General features: G+C 34.3%; 14 protein-coding genes, 1 other RNA gene and 1 pseudogene. 11 read left to right on the top strand and 5 right to left on the bottom strand.

Annotation, left to right across the window (positions count from 1 at the left end; all coding sequences use genetic code 11):
• Nucleotides 1-88: 88 nt before the first annotated feature.
• The 7 genes from BUC31_RS07620 to BUC31_RS20670 all read left to right on the top strand — a co-directional run bounded on the left by BUC31_RS07620 (nucleotide 89) and on the right by BUC31_RS20670 (nucleotide 5,210).
• Nucleotides 89-994, top strand: a complete 906-nt coding sequence (locus tag BUC31_RS07620; RefSeq protein WP_084134966.1) for a phospholipase A — start codon at nucleotides 89-91, stop codon at nucleotides 992-994.
• A 339-nt stretch (nucleotides 995-1,333) separates the two neighbouring features.
• Nucleotides 1,334-1,969 carry a hypothetical protein gene (locus tag BUC31_RS07615; protein WP_073242723.1) on the top strand — a complete coding sequence of 212 codons (636 nt, stop codon included), beginning with the start codon at nucleotides 1,334-1,336 and terminating at the stop codon, nucleotides 1,967-1,969.
• 20 nt (nucleotides 1,970-1,989) lie between these two features.
• Nucleotides 1,990-2,280, top strand: a complete 291-nt coding sequence (locus tag BUC31_RS07610; protein ID WP_027064736.1) for a winged helix-turn-helix domain-containing protein — start codon at nucleotides 1,990-1,992, stop codon at nucleotides 2,278-2,280.
• Between the two features lie 55 nt (nucleotides 2,281-2,335).
• Complete coding sequence (locus BUC31_RS07605; RefSeq protein WP_073242721.1) at nucleotides 2,336-2,788, top strand: Coq4 family protein; 453 nt, start codon at nucleotides 2,336-2,338, stop codon at nucleotides 2,786-2,788.
• A gap of 127 nt (nucleotides 2,789-2,915) precedes the next feature.
• Entirely contained in the window at nucleotides 2,916-4,316 is a 1,401-nt protein-coding gene (locus BUC31_RS07600; RefSeq protein ID WP_073242719.1) for a DUF4153 domain-containing protein, read from the top strand.
• Nucleotides 4,317-4,620: 304 nt separating this feature from the next.
• The gene (locus BUC31_RS07595) at nucleotides 4,621-5,013 is read left to right on the top strand and encodes a ribosomal maturation YjgA family protein (protein ID WP_073242717.1); all 393 of its coding nucleotides are present in this window, start codon (nucleotides 4,621-4,623) and stop codon (nucleotides 5,011-5,013) included.
• Nucleotides 5,014-5,051: 38 nt separating this feature from the next.
• Nucleotides 5,052-5,210: a hypothetical protein gene (locus BUC31_RS20670; RefSeq protein ID WP_396627749.1), complete on the top strand. Its 159-nt coding sequence runs from the start codon at nucleotides 5,052-5,054 to the stop codon at nucleotides 5,208-5,210.
• A 630-nt stretch (nucleotides 5,211-5,840) separates the two neighbouring features.
• On the opposite strand, the pseudogene BUC31_RS20665 reads toward BUC31_RS20670, so the two are convergent.
• A pseudogene (locus tag BUC31_RS20665) lies at nucleotides 5,841-6,233 on the bottom strand (alanine dehydrogenase); the annotation flags it as partial.
• A gap of 176 nt (nucleotides 6,234-6,409) precedes the next feature.
• Between BUC31_RS20665 and ssrA the strand changes: the two are divergent.
• Nucleotides 6,410-6,810, top strand: a transfer-messenger RNA (tmRNA) gene (gene ssrA / locus BUC31_RS07585).
• A gap of 178 nt (nucleotides 6,811-6,988) precedes the next feature.
• On the opposite strand, the gene BUC31_RS07580 is transcribed toward ssrA, so the two are convergent.
• Complete coding sequence (locus tag BUC31_RS07580) at nucleotides 6,989-7,393, bottom strand: response regulator (RefSeq protein ID WP_073242713.1); 405 nt, start codon at nucleotides 7,391-7,393, stop codon at nucleotides 6,989-6,991.
• A 649-nt stretch (nucleotides 7,394-8,042) separates the two neighbouring features.
• On the opposite strand from BUC31_RS07580, the gene BUC31_RS07575 reads away from it, so the two are divergent.
• The 3 genes from BUC31_RS07575 (at nucleotide 8,043) to BUC31_RS07565 (ending at nucleotide 10,997) form a co-directional block, all read left to right on the top strand.
• Nucleotides 8,043-8,273 (top strand): hypothetical protein, encoded by a 231-nt coding sequence (locus BUC31_RS07575; protein WP_073242711.1) that lies wholly within the window; start codon nucleotides 8,043-8,045, stop codon nucleotides 8,271-8,273.
• Between the two features lie 848 nt (nucleotides 8,274-9,121).
• The gene (locus tag BUC31_RS07570) at nucleotides 9,122-9,325 is read left to right on the top strand and encodes a hypothetical protein (protein ID WP_073242709.1); all 204 of its coding nucleotides are present in this window, start codon (nucleotides 9,122-9,124) and stop codon (nucleotides 9,323-9,325) included.
• Nucleotides 9,326-9,632: 307 nt separating this feature from the next.
• A complete protein-coding gene (locus tag BUC31_RS07565) occupies nucleotides 9,633-10,997 on the top strand; it encodes an exonuclease domain-containing protein (RefSeq protein WP_073242707.1) in 1,365 nt (454 codons plus the stop codon).
• A gap of 15 nt (nucleotides 10,998-11,012) precedes the next feature.
• Here BUC31_RS07565 and BUC31_RS07560 read toward each other — a convergent pair whose 3' ends face one another.
• From BUC31_RS07560 to BUC31_RS07550, 3 genes are read right to left on the bottom strand one after another with little or no spacing between them, the layout of a single operon-like run.
• On the bottom strand, nucleotides 11,013-12,422 hold the full coding sequence (locus BUC31_RS07560) for an MBL fold metallo-hydrolase (RefSeq protein WP_073242705.1): 1,410 nt from the start codon (nucleotides 12,420-12,422) through the stop codon (nucleotides 11,013-11,015).
• Between the two features lie 53 nt (nucleotides 12,423-12,475).
• Entirely contained in the window at nucleotides 12,476-14,224 is a 1,749-nt protein-coding gene (locus BUC31_RS07555; RefSeq protein ID WP_073242703.1) for a SulP family inorganic anion transporter, read from the bottom strand.
• 54 nt (nucleotides 14,225-14,278) lie between these two features.
• Nucleotides 14,279-14,623 (bottom strand): TfoX/Sxy family protein, encoded by a 345-nt coding sequence (locus BUC31_RS07550; RefSeq protein ID WP_073242701.1) that lies wholly within the window; start codon nucleotides 14,621-14,623, stop codon nucleotides 14,279-14,281.

Raw genomic sequence — 14,623 nt, 5'->3', positions numbered from 1 at the left:
AATCAATTTGATTGTGTTAATTTAAAATACGAATTCATTTACAAATACGCATTCAAATATATAATTTTGACACTCTTAAAATTCATCAATGCTTAAAAACACAACTATAGTTCTACTAATTGCTTTTATAACAGGTACATATTATATCGGTGTTGCTCAAGAAGACCATGACCATAATTGGTATTTCAACAATAGTAAAAGCTTAAGCGAATTATGGGAACTAGATGATGACCACCAACGCGGTACATTCATTCTTACTTCGTATAAACCCATATACATAACTGCCGCAAAATTTTCTACCAACCCCAATGAATTTCCACAGGCAGAAAATTCAGATAAAGTTTTAGATGAACCTAGTAGTTTAAACGCTGTGGAGTCAAAATTTCAAATCAGTCTAAAAACCAAAATTTTTCACGGCATGTTCGATGGTCGTATGGATTTATGGATGGGCTATTCGCAGACCGCCTATTGGCAAATTTATAATACAGAGCGTTCAAGACCATTTCGAGAATTGAACTATCAACCTGAAATCATCGCAAATTTTCCCGTTAAGTTTCCAATTTTGGGGTTTGAGACTAAAATAATCGGAGCCGCCATAATTCATGAATCTAACGGACAGTCAGACCCAATTTCTAGAAGCTGGAACCGTATTGCTTTTCATGCTGCATTCGAAAAAGGAAACTGGCAGGTAATGCTAAAACCATGGATTCGTATAGGGAGCAAGATTGATGATAACGAGAATATATCTGATTATATAGGGCGTGGTGAAGCTGATATTACGTATGACTGGGGTAGACAGCGTTTTAGAGCCATTGCAAGGCATTCTTTGAATTTGGGAGATAAAAGTCGCGGGAGTTTACAACTCAATTGGTCTTTCCCAATTTTCGAAAACTTCAACGGTCATTTTCAATTATTTGACGGTTACGGCGAAACGCTCATTGATTACAACCACCGACAAACCACAATTGGAATTGGTGTTTCTTTGATTAATTAAGCGCTTTAAAAAGGCTATACACTTACTCTATTTTTTGACTTAAAGTCCGTTTTTATATAAATTACTGATGGAAATTCAGCGAAGATTTCTGATGTTATTGCCCGTTTTTATAGTTGATGTGCACATATATATTCTCCATAGAATTTTTATTACAATAGTTCTGTCCAAAACAGCAAACCTCCTTTAGACATTAAGTTTAAAAGGAATTAATACGCAATAAAACTTAGTCACCTTCCTCTTTCTTAGCTCGCATTAAAGCATCTTCGCTAACTTTTTTTACTTCAGTTTTGTTGAATAATCAAATATTTAATTTAACTTTGTATTTCAAAGTACTTTAATATGGAGACAAATAAGTATCTAAACGATATTACCGAAATCAAGAATTTAATGAATCGTTCTTCACGGTTTATTTCATTAAGCGGACTCTCTGGAGTACTCGCCGGTATATACGCATTAATTGGGGCTGGCTTTACTTATGTTAAGCTAAAAGACACCTCAGCTGCCAATTATGAAAATTTTTCAGGTAGGTCTTCGTCACTTTGGGGTTCAGAAACTGTTAGCGACCTAACTTTAATTGCTATTGCCGTTTTGGTGGCAGCAGTAATTACCGGTTTTATTATGACCTTGAAGAAGTCTAAAAAAAGTGGAGAGAAAATTTGGGACAGCACCAGCAAAAGATTAGTGTTCAATTTCGCTATTCCGTTAATAGTTGGCGGACTTTTTTGTTTAGTACTTATGCAACAAGGTATAGCTGGTCTAGTGGCACCTGCAACACTCATTTTTTATGGTCTGGCTTGTGTAAATGCAAGCAAGTATACCATGGGTGATGTTAGATATATGGGTTTAGCTTTTATTGGAATAGGATTGGTTAGCACTCAATTTATAGGATATGGATTGTATTTTTGGGCTTTAGGGTTTGGCGTTTGCCATATTCTATATGGCGCATTGATGTATTATAAGTACGACAGAAATTAAGATTAGCTAGCTATTGATATATGAGTTTAATTGACAACATAAACAAAGCTTTTGATCACCGTATAAGACTGGGCATTATGTCTATTCTAATGGTGAACGATTATGCTGATTTTAAAATGCTAAAAGAGCTTTTAGGTGCTACAGATGGCAATTTAGCCAGTCATACCAAAGCGCTTGAAAAAGAGGAATATATAAAAGTGGAAAAGCAATTTATTGGTCGTAAACCAAACACACGTTATTCTGCCACCCCACTTGGCAAAGCACAGTTTAAGAAGCATATTAATGCTTTAGAAAAACTCATAGGTAAGTAGTATATTTTTTTATCATTTTACTTTGAATTTCAAAGTACTTTTAAAATAAGAAATAATGAGAGCAGCCATTTTAGAAAAATTGTATGATTGGAGCGTGACACCCTATCAATACTTCAAGAAAAATGAAGCTTGGCAATATAATGCTGAAGAGCTAAAAGAGTACCATAGCAACTCTCTAGGCTATCATATGGGTGAATTTCTTGTTGCCAATAACTTTCAGTTGCAAGACAAACTAGAGAGTCATGATGTATTTCATGTACTCACGAACACGGGAACTACGGTACCCGAAGAAATAAGCATGCAGTTCTATTTAATGGGAAATGGAAAAAGAAGTTTTTACTTATTTACCGTAATACTAATAGGCTCTATGCTGTATCCGGAGTATTGGAAGTTCTTTATATCTAAATATACCTGTGGAAAATCTGCACTACCCTTTCATCAATTAGAGTTTCAGAAACTGCTAAACCAACCCATTCAACGAATAAAATCCACATTTTTAATTCCATAAATCCATGATACTAGAACTATCTAAAATTTCAAAATCCCGTAAGACAGTGCATCTCATTCTTGGATACTATCTCTTATTAATAATCACAAAAATCAAATCACTAATAACCTTTTAAATACATCATATTATGAATATTCATATAAAATCAATCTTATCTGCCTTAGCCTTCAGTTTATTATTCTACAGCAAAAGCTTTGGTCTAAATCTATTCTTAATATCAATTTTAGTGGTAGTGCTTGTCTCTACCTTAAAAGAAACTAGAACCATGTCTTGGGGCTATGCACTTACCTATATTTTAACTTCCATCTTTATACTTATTAACCCAACGGGGTTTACCATATTTGTTCATTTCATGGCATTAATGGTGTTTATAGGAAAGTCCATATCAAGCAAAACCTCATTATACCTTTCTTGGTTACTTGGTTTTACTAATTTATTGGTTGCGTCTATCGCAAATTTCATTCAAAGACAAAATTCAGTAGAAGAAAAAGATGTAAAAAAAGAGACTTCACCAAAACTGTTGAACCGCTTAAAAGGTGGCTTCTTTGCTGGTATTCTACTAATCTTATTTGCTACGCTTTATAAGAATGCGAATCCTGTTTTTGAAAATCTGGTAGACCAAATCTCTTTTGATTTTATTAGTTTCCCTTGGGTATTCTTCACATTTCTGGGATATGTTATATTTCTAAACATTTTACGTCCTTTAGATGCACAAGAATTAATAGCAGTTGATGCATCTCAGAAAAACGAATTGGAGACTCCGACCGAAATAGAAATAATAGGTCAAAAAAAGCAACTTGAAAGTGAGCATACCTTAGGTTCATTTATATTTATCGCCCTTAATTTTTTACTGGTATTCTTTTTAGTAACCGACGGAATTTACCTGTTCCAAAAAACTGATATTTCTAATGCAGAATACTCCGCATCTGTACATCAAGGTGTGTATGCCCTTATGTTTTCTATAGTGCTAGCGATTATCTTAATTCTTTATTTCTTTAGAGGAAATCTCAATTTTCATAAAGAGAATACGCAAATAAAAACGCTTACATATGTTTGGATCTCTTTAAATATTATACTAATTGTCTTTACATCTTACAAGAACTTTACCTATGTTGAAGCCTTGGGTCTTACCTATAAACGCATTGGTGTTTTCGTATATCTGCTACTTACCCTTACCGGATTAATTACAGCCTATATTAAAGTAGCCGAAGTAAAAAGCTTTGTTTATTTAGTACGCACCAATATTGCCACAGTGTTTGCATTTTTAGTACTCAGCGCTGCAGTGCCGTGGGATAAAGCAATTACGTATTTTAATTTAAGTACACTAGAAAATCCAGATATTCATTACCTCATCGATTTAGGAGATACCAATAGCATTCAATTATATGACTATGCTAAAGAGAAAGAAGTTAATTATGATTTAAATATTAGTATTCAAGAAAAGTATGACGAATACCTTACCCTACAATCAGAAAAAACATGGCAAGAATATACGTTTGCCCAACTAGCTAAAACCGATACTAAATGATGGTTTTATTTAAACATAAATGGAACCGTAGAATTTTGAGAGTAGTTTCATTGTATTTTCTAGTCTCGACTTTGCTACTGTGCATTGGCTTAATACCAGAAAATGAAATCACCACCGTTATAGGAATTATGCTATATCTCAGCTATATCATCGTTACCTGTATAGCGTTGATTATAATTTTGGTAAATGTTCTTAGGTATTCGAAGGATATACAAGAGCATACCATGGTGCTTATCTTACTGATTATGAATTACCCAATAAGTATGCTTTATATCTATTTAATAAACGCTTAAACATTCAACACATGAAATTCAAATTCAACCACATCTATTTTATATACTTTCTTGCACTGCTGGGAATCGAAATCTTAATTGCCGTGTTTTTGAAATCAGGCTTTATTCGACACACTTTCGGAGATTACCTTGTGGTCATTCTTATGTTTTACTTTTTTAAATCTTTCGTGAAGGCAAATGATATTACCATCGGTATTGTAACCTTGCTAATCGCATACGTCATTGAATTTTTACAGCTAACGAGTATGCTTAGTTATTTCGGACTAGAACATTCTAAATGGGCAAACTTAATCTTCGGAAACTATTTTAGCATACAAGATTTATTGGCATATACCTTAGGTGTACTTACCGTAACCAGTTTAGAAATCAAAAAACGATTCCTATTAAAACAGCCTATAAATTAAAATGAAACCACTACCTATTCTTTACCATCAACATAATCTTGCAAATATGCATAACGTTCGGTCAACTTGCCATTTTGGGTCATTCTCGCTCTTTCAAGCACGCCGTTTTTATCGTTATTAAAAAAAGCAGGAATAACATTTTTTATAAAAGCCTCACCAAAACCTTCACTTGCATCTCTAGGCAATTCGCACGGTAAATTATCAACGGCCATAACGGCAATCGCGTCAGTGTTTTTAAAATCGATTTCAGATTCCGATTCAGGGTGATACCCATAAATTGGATCTGCAATTGTTGAGGGGCGAATGGTAGAGGCTACCGGTCCGTCAATATCACAACTGACATCGGCAACAACTTTTATTTTAAAATCTTCATGTTTGGCATCTTCACGGGTAAAAAGATATGGAGAACCTTGACCAAAATAATGACCTGCAATATAGAAATCACTCACCTTGGCAAATCTGAAAAAATTAGACTTATATTCCTCTGGGTTAGCAAAAAAATCGGCTTTATTACCACGAACTCCGTCTTTACGCTTGTTATACTCACCAGCGTCTATTTGGCAATACACAGGTTCATTAAATGTCTCTTCTAAGTATTCTGCAACATTCACCCTTCTTATCCCCATACCGTCTAGCATTTCTCTAGCGCCATTACCAACCCTACCTCTACCAGTAAGTAGTACTTTAATAGCAGGTAATTTTATTTTTTTTAGTTCGTTTATTAACGCTTCTTGATCTTCTAAATCGTTGGCTTTGGGTAATTGAAACAAGTCAAATTTGAGTCCGTATGCACGAAACCCGTTATAGGCACCAACAATACCAGCGTATCTACCAAAGGCAACAACACGTTGTTCTTGCTTGTTGGTAATTACCTCATGGTCATACATTTCAATGTTCTTCTCTAATATAGCTTGAAGCAAATCTCTATTATAAGGTTGCTTTTTAATGGTATGTGAGAAGAAAAAATACTTTTTATTCGGAATTAGCTCATCTATTGGCACCTCTTTAACTCCAAGTAGCACCTCACAAGAATTCATTTCATCGGCTACAGATACACCCAAAGCTTTATAGGCATCATCGGTATATGCTCTAATAGGCGACGGTTCTACAATAATTTCAGCCTTAGTATATGTACTTAAGACTTTTTGACATGCTTTTGGAGATAAAACAACACGCTTATCTGGTGGATTCTTACGTTCTCTGATGATTCCGAACTTCATATGGGTTTGGTATAAATATTGCACTAAATTATGCAATTAGAAACACTTGGCTTCGGTCAAAATAAAAATTATATGGGATCGTAAAGTTTTGTTAGCTTTGCTGCCCACTATTTAATAGTTGAAGTCGATTCATTTGATTCAGCTATTATTTAGATTAGGAAGTTCTTTTACATATTGGGGCCGACCGGTTTTGACAGCGAGACCAGTTGGAATGTAAGCATGTCGAGCGCTGAGAAACAGCTCGTTAATCTCATTTTTCACACTTTTAATTGGCGAAAATAATTACGCTCTTGCCGCTTAATCCGAATTATAGTAGGATTTAGCCTCGTCCCTACCAGGTAGGGAAGCGAGATGTTCCTGAATAGCCCTTGTTGATGGCGATTCTTATAGGAGCACCAGAAAAGTCAACATAAGGGTGTCCGCTCGCTTTGGCGACACCACCAAAATCTTAAGAAGATAAGTGTGTATTGGGCGGCTTCTGGTCAGGTACGCATCGAAAATTAATCAGATTCTAAACATGTAGAAAGCATTTTAATTGCTTGTTTGGACGAGGGTTCGAATCCCTCCGGCTCCACAAAACAAAACCACCTTAGGGTGGTTTTTTTCGTTACACCTGCAGGATTCGAAAGCCAGCACATCAGCTCGCACCATGCTAAAAAGGTCTGCTAGACCTTTTATTAACGTAAGGTCGTCTCCGCTCCACTAATAAAAACCACCTTTTGGGTGGTTTTTTACTTTTAATCTATTCGTACAATTTATACCGCTACTTTACTCATAGCTATAATATCATTCAAATTTTTAGCTATTAAAGGTTTTGAGATAAAGTCACGAACCAACTCATAACTTCTTCCTTTTTTAATTTCAGATTGATCAAAGTGAGAACTGACAATAAATACCTGTGGTTTGTTACGAAAGGTTAGTTTTTGAAATTTATCCAAAAACTCCCAGCCATTCATAACCGGCATATTTAAATCTAGTAAGATAATATCAGGCATTCTCTGCCCACTTTTGAGAAGAGAAGTTAAATTATTTAATGCCTCATAACCATCTTCATAAACTAGAATATTAGCACTCACAAAGTTATTGTGGTTCAAAAGAATTTTAGTGCCATAAACACAAATAGGATCGTCGTCTATAATACAAACTGTGTCAACTTTCATAGCAATTAATTTTTCGTATTACTTTATATATTAAATATACGTTATAATTTTTTTAACAAGATAAAACTTACAAATTAATTTTACTAAAAACTAATATTTATCATATAAAGGTCAATTTTGATTATTTAAAATTTCATTTAAAAAGCATGAAATCAACTCAACATCAGACATTTATTACTGATGATTTACGAAAATCAAAAAAAATATAAAAGAATTTCAAAAAAAGGATGCTTAGAATCTTAATACTGTAAGAAAATATTCTTCATAAAATAACACACTTGTTTTTATGTATTGAAAGAAAATTATAAAAGAGTTCTAACTTTTAATGACAATCTTTATAAACACACCAAATAAGAACTACCTACCATTTACATTTTATATGAATATTCTTCCGTTTTAATAAAAATTCTTCTCAACAATCAACATTAAGTTTCAAAAAATTGTAGACTCCAATAATTAATTAACTACAACGAAAACTATATATAACTCATTATCTGTAAAACCATTAAATGCAAATTTAAAAATCAACCAAAAACTAGGTTACCAACAAATGTGAATTACATTGTTATCAACATGCTTATATCTATTTCATTTAATTAGGCAGTTGAAACGCTTTTTTATTTATTTTTGGATTCTACCAAAACCAACCATGACCGAAAATATAAGACAAATGTTCAGTAAAATGAACGACGAAACTCGCGATGAAGCACTACTTCTCTTGAAGTCTGAGTTTAATTTAGAAAGCACAAAGTTCGTTAAGAAAAACTGGATTATTGGCGGTCGTATACCTGAAAAAAATCAAGAGAAAATCGTTCAGATTTTTCAGAACCTTCTAAGGACTCAGGTTTTTAAAATCAATGAGATTAGAGTTCAACTTTAATTTACACTCAAGATACCACTTTACTTATCCTCTAATTTCGAGCATAAAAAAACCGACACACATATGAGGATGCATCGGTAGTTCTACTAACTCAAAACGTACTCTAAACTCGATACAAAGATGCATTCATTTATTAAGTTCAAGTTTACCTAAACATCAAGCTATCTTTAAATTCGATGTTTTATTAAATTTACTTAGACAAATATCTGTCTCCCCTTTATCTTTTAATGAAATAAATTTCACAACATATCTTCACTAACTATAATAGACCCACTATTAGTATTGTTCATTTTTTTGCCTACACATAGTTTTAGTCCACATATAATACGCTAGTAAGATGAAATGCCTTTTACACAATTAAGTCTTTCCCTTAAAAGGACAGATTTAAATATCGTGCACGATACAAGAAAAATTACAAATAATGACAAGGTTAGGCGAAGGAAGAATAAAACGGCTGAAAGCAAATCATGACCAAACCGTTTCTGAACTACTATGTATTATTAAACTACACAACAAAAGAGCAAATGCTAATACACTATTTAAAACCTTAAAATATTTTTAGTCTAAGTCTTCATGGCAATTATTGATAGAATTCTAGAAAATAGATCAGTAAAGAGAATAAAGGGCGAAGTTTTCCATTTATTTCATAAAAAAAATCAACCCTATCTTATATACAATATAAGTCAATACACTTATAATAAACCCTATATATGTTATCAACAACAGGTGTTAATAACATTTATGTGCATTTCATCGAATAAAACCAACTTTTCGTCGTTAATGAATAAAGTTTAAATATTTTCGAAATGCGCTAATAAAATAGCGAGATAATTTTTACCACCAATTACATGAAATTATACCCTACCAAAACCTTTTTCGTCCCTGTAGCAGCCGTTATTTTCCTTTTAAGTTTATCTTCTTGCGGCAAGGATTATGACCTAGTTTCAGAATACGTAGTACGAGATAACGCTGAAAAAGTAATATCAAACAATACCACCGACAGCAACAATTTTGGAGTAGCGGTTATTGATAATGTAAGTTCTGTAAAGTAGCATCAAGAAATATAAACAATCCTTTTTAAAACTGGTTTGTTTACCTTCTACAAGCATCAACTTATTTTAAATTGTATTAAAAGCTAGAAATCTTATCTGGCTGTTTTTGAAGACCACAATCTTTACGCTGTAATAACCACTATATTTTACTTGGTATTAAAAGTGCATAACCTCAACATTTATTTGCAAATACGCTCAAGTAAACTTATACATTTCTACATTTTAGTTAAATGCCAAACATATAAGAGAAGTACCTGTATTAATGCATTTTCTGCTAACTTTGCAGTACTAAATCATTCTTCTCTTTTTGTATACGATAATTGACATAGAAACTACCGGAAACGGCATAAAGGGTAATCGAATTACCGAAATTTCCATTTTTAAATATGATGGTCACGAGGTCATTGATGAGTTTACTTCTTTGGTAAATCCAGAATGCCCGATACCCGCCTTTATAACCGGACTTACAGGTATTGACGATGACATGGTACGGAATGCTCCGTTGTTAGAAGAACTGATTCCGCAGATCGTAGAAATTACCAAAGACACCATTTTTGTAGCCCATAGTGTCAATTTCGATTATAACGTCATCAAAAATGAGTTTAAATTACTTGGTCATGATTTCTCTAGAAAGAAACTATGTACCGTTCGTTTATCAAGAAAATTATTGCCTGGCTATAATTCATACAGTTTAGGGAAATTAACGGCTGCATTAGGTATACCCTTAACAGATCGACACCGAGCCCGAGGCGATGCACATGCTACGGTACTTTTATTCCATAAATTACTGAGAGCCGAAAATGCAGACACCGTTTTTAAACAATTCTTGAATTCAAAATCTCAAGAAGCTACTTTACCTCCCGGGTTGCCAAAAGAGGAATATCTAAAACTACCAACAACTGCTGGTGTGTATTATTTTAAAGACAATAAGGGAAAAATCATATATGTAGGTAAAGCCAAAAACATTAAGAAAAGAGTGCTTGGTCATTTTTATGATAAAAAAACAAAGGAAATTACCCTCTGTGCAGAAACTACTTCATTAGATTTTGAGGAGACCGGTAATGAACTAATTGCATTACTAAAAGAATCTGCCGAAATTAAACACCACTACCCTAAATACAATAGTGCACAAAAAAGGTCTATTCAACAATACGGCATTTTCACTTACGAAGACCGAAACGGCATTATACACCTTGCGTTCAATAAAATAAAGATGACTCCGAATCCGGTTGCTATTTGTTATAGTCCAACCGAAGCCAGACAGTATTTAGAAACCCTGTGCAGCACTTTTGAGCTTTGCCCTAAGTATTGCCATCTACAAGAAAATGTGGCTGTTTGCTCTCATTATAAAATTAAACAATGCATAGGTATTTGTTCTGATTTAGATATTGTAGAAGAATACAACCAACGCGTGCAAGATGCCTTACAAAGTATTAAAGAAGTAGAAGCTACGCTGGTTATCAAAACCAACGGCAGAACTATGGATGAAAACGGATTTGTTGTCATCAGAGAAAACAATTATGCCGGTTACGGGTTCGCCCCTACCGATGTTACCATAGCACAAATTGAAGATCTTGAGATGTTCATTACGCCACAAAAAAATACGCTGGAAACCCAGCGTATTGTTGAAAGCTATGTAAGAAATAATCCTACTGCCGTATTTGCGTTATAAGCTCAGTACTACTACCTATAAGGTGGTTGGACAAACATAGTCTGTCTTCTCTAAATCTTCATTTTTAAGTGCTCCGTACCCACCTTTTACATCAATAAGATTGTGGATTCCGCGACTCTTTAAAATAGACGATGCTATAACAGAACGATATCCGCCAGCACAATGCACTAAAAATTCTCCTTTCTCAGGAAATTCAGATAAATGCTTGTTCAATTCACTCAACGGCGTATGAACTGCACCTACTAAGTGCTCACTTTGATATTCTCCATCTTTACGAACATCAAAAATACCAACATTACCTTTATCAATAAGGTTTTTAGCTTCTGATGCTGTTATAGATGTTATTTGGTCAATTTCTTTACCAGCAGCTTTCCAAGCTTCAATTCCGCCTTTTAAATATCCTATGGCAGAATCAAAACCAACACGCGATAATCTAGTAATTGCTTCTTCTTCCTTTCCTTCAGGTATAACCAATAATAAAGGCTGTTTGGTATCAGCAATTAAATCGCCTACCCACGGAGCAAAATCACCGTTAAGTCCTATAAAAATAGATCTCGGTATATGACCTTTCACAAATTCATCTTGATGTCTTACATCTAATACCAAAGCTTCCGTATCGTTCGCTGCTTTTTCAAACTCATCGGGCGACAATTCAACATTACCACGATCAAGTACATCTCCAATATCTTCATACCCTTCCTTATTCATCTTTACGTTCAAAGGAAAATATTTAGGCGGTGGCAACAGACCATCGGTTACTTCTTTCACAAATTCTTCTTTGGTCATATCTGCCCTAAGGGCATAATTCATGTTTTTCTGATTACCCAAAGTATCAACCGTTTCCTTCATCATATTCTTACCACATGCAGAACCAGCGCCATGTGCTGGGTAAACGGTAATATCATCTGCCAACGGCATTATTTTAGTACGTAAACTATCAAACAATGTACCTGCTAATTGCTCTTGCGTCATGTCTGCAGATTTCTGTGCTAAATCTGGTCTACCTACATCACCTAAAAACAACGTATCTCCAGAAAAGATAGCATGGTCTTTACCATTTTCATCTCTTAACAAATAGGTAGTACTTTCCATGGTATGCCCTGGTGTATGTAACACCTTAAAGGTAATCTTACCCAATTTAAATTCTTGTCCGTCTTCGGCAATGATAGCATCAAAAGAAGGTTTTGCTGTAGGGCCATAAATTATTGGCGCACCAGTTTCTTTCGATAAGGTTACGTGCCCACTTACAAAATCTGCATGAAAATGGGTTTCAAATATATACTTGATTTTTGCATTGTCGTTCTCAGCTCTTTTAATATAAGGACTCACCTCTCTTAATGGGTCAATTATTGCTACCTCTCCATCACTCTCAATATAATATGCTCCTTGAGCCAAACAACCGGTATATATCTGTTCTATATTCATTCTATACTTTTTTATTTTAAAATATCCCTTCCCCTTTAAGGTACGAGATTTATTTAATTTAGACTTCTTTTAGCTTTATCCATTCTACTATTTTCATAAGCTACTTTTGCGGCCAATAATGAAATTTCATTTGGATCATCAAAGAAATCCACTGCTTCCTTCGTTTTTACAAATAAAAACTCCCGTTGCAATTCTTTAATGATTCCTGTATTAAAAATGATATCACGCGTTGGTCCAATTGCTCCTGCAATAAAAAATTGTAGTCCTCTTTCACGAATATCGTGTATTAACTTCGATAGCATATCTGCTGCAGTAGCATCTATATAATTTATAGATTCAGCATTTAGAATTATCCCTTTTAATTGGGGTCCTTTTGCTCTCATATGTTTTAGTAACTGCTTTTTAAAATAGGCAGAATTACCAAAGTATAATTGCGAATCAAATCGAACAATTAAAAGATCATTACGCACCACCACCTCATCTGCAAAACGAATAACATTCTTGTAGTAGTCAGAATTACCAATGTTACCTATCTCCACAAAATGCGGTTTAGACGTTCTATATACCATTAATAGTAAAGAGCACAACACACCAATTAGAATACCTTCTGTTATACCTATAAATAGTGTGATTATAAACGTAATCAACATTATAAAAAACTCATCTTTTCTATTGAGCCATAAATGTTTGAAGTAAGCAATATCAATAAGTTTTACTACAGATACCATAATAATACTTGCCAAGATTGCATTGGGCAAATATTGAAATAACGGCGTTAAAAACAATAAAGTCAGTACCACCAATATAACACTGAATATTGCTGAAAGATTCGTTTTTGTACCAGCATCGTAACTAATTGCAGATCTAGAAAAACTTGCGGTAACTGGGTAACCTTGAAAGAAAGACCCAACAATATTTGACGAACCAATAGCTATTAATTCTTGATTAGCATCTATAGTATCTTCACCTGTTTTATCTTCTATGGCCTTACCAATAGAAATAGCTTCTAGATACCCAACCAACGCCAAAGCAATTGCAATAGGTGCTAATTTTTCCATGTCTACAATATCTAATGTTGGCATTACAAAAGATGGAAATCCGCTAGTGACTTCACCTACTAATTTAACCCCATAAACATCAAGCTGAAACTGATAGACAGCCAATATACCTAGCACTACTATTATTAATATTCCTGGGATGTTTTTATTCCATTTTTTAAAGCCCAGCAATAATGCTATACCAACAATACCAATACTAAAATCTACCCAATTGATTTCACCTAGTTTATAAAAGATATTAAAAACGGTTTCATAGATTTTATTACTACCTGGTACAGAAACACCCAATAAATGTTTCAGCTGACTTAATACAATGATAATCGCTGCCGCGGATGTAAAGCCACTAATAACGGGTTTAGAAAGAAAATTGACCAAAAACCCCATTCGTAGAACACCTAATAAAAACTGTATGCAACCCACCATTAGGGTAAGCAATACGACCATTATAATGTAGTTTTCTACACCGGTAATTGCCAATGTCCCCAAACCTACGGCTACCAATAAAGAATCCATCGCAACAGGTCCTACGGCTATTTTTCGCGAGGTTCCTAAAAGTGCATAGGTAAGAATCGGAAATAAAGAAGCGTATAGACCATGAACTGGTGGCAACCCTGCAATCATTGCATACGCCATACCTTGTGGCACTAATACGATACCCACAGTAAGACCAGCCAACAAATCTCTTATGAAGTAAGCTTTTTTATAGGTTGAAACCCATTCCAAAAAAGGGAAAATGTTTTTCACAGGTCAAATTTAATCATTTCAAAGGGCATAAAATCAGATTTTAAAACCATTACTTTATTGATTCAGAAGTCTGTTAAACTCCAGAGCATTTTCTACCCAGAAATCAAGATCATCTTCGGTGTCGAATCCATCGGGACCTACAAATAAAAAACCACGAATCGGTTTGCCAGTAAAGTCCATTGGTCTGCTACCCGGTTTGTTTAGTAGTTCTTCATAATTCAATTTACCAACACGCACCATTAACTTATCTTCTTCGCTTTTTTTGTCGAACATAATACCAATGCACATTTTACCATTGACCATAAAGGTGAGTCCGCCCATCATTTTCTTCTCCTCCAGATGACCTTTGCCTTTTAAACGAGGTCTAACCCTATCTGCTAAATACTCACTATATGCCAT

Source organism: Maribacter aquivivus, from assembly GCF_900142175.1.
Taxonomy (GTDB): Bacteria; Bacteroidota; Bacteroidia; order Flavobacteriales; family Flavobacteriaceae; genus Maribacter; species Maribacter aquivivus.
The sequence above is the reverse complement of the archived record's forward strand: the minus strand, read 5'-3'. Positions and strand labels throughout refer to the sequence as shown.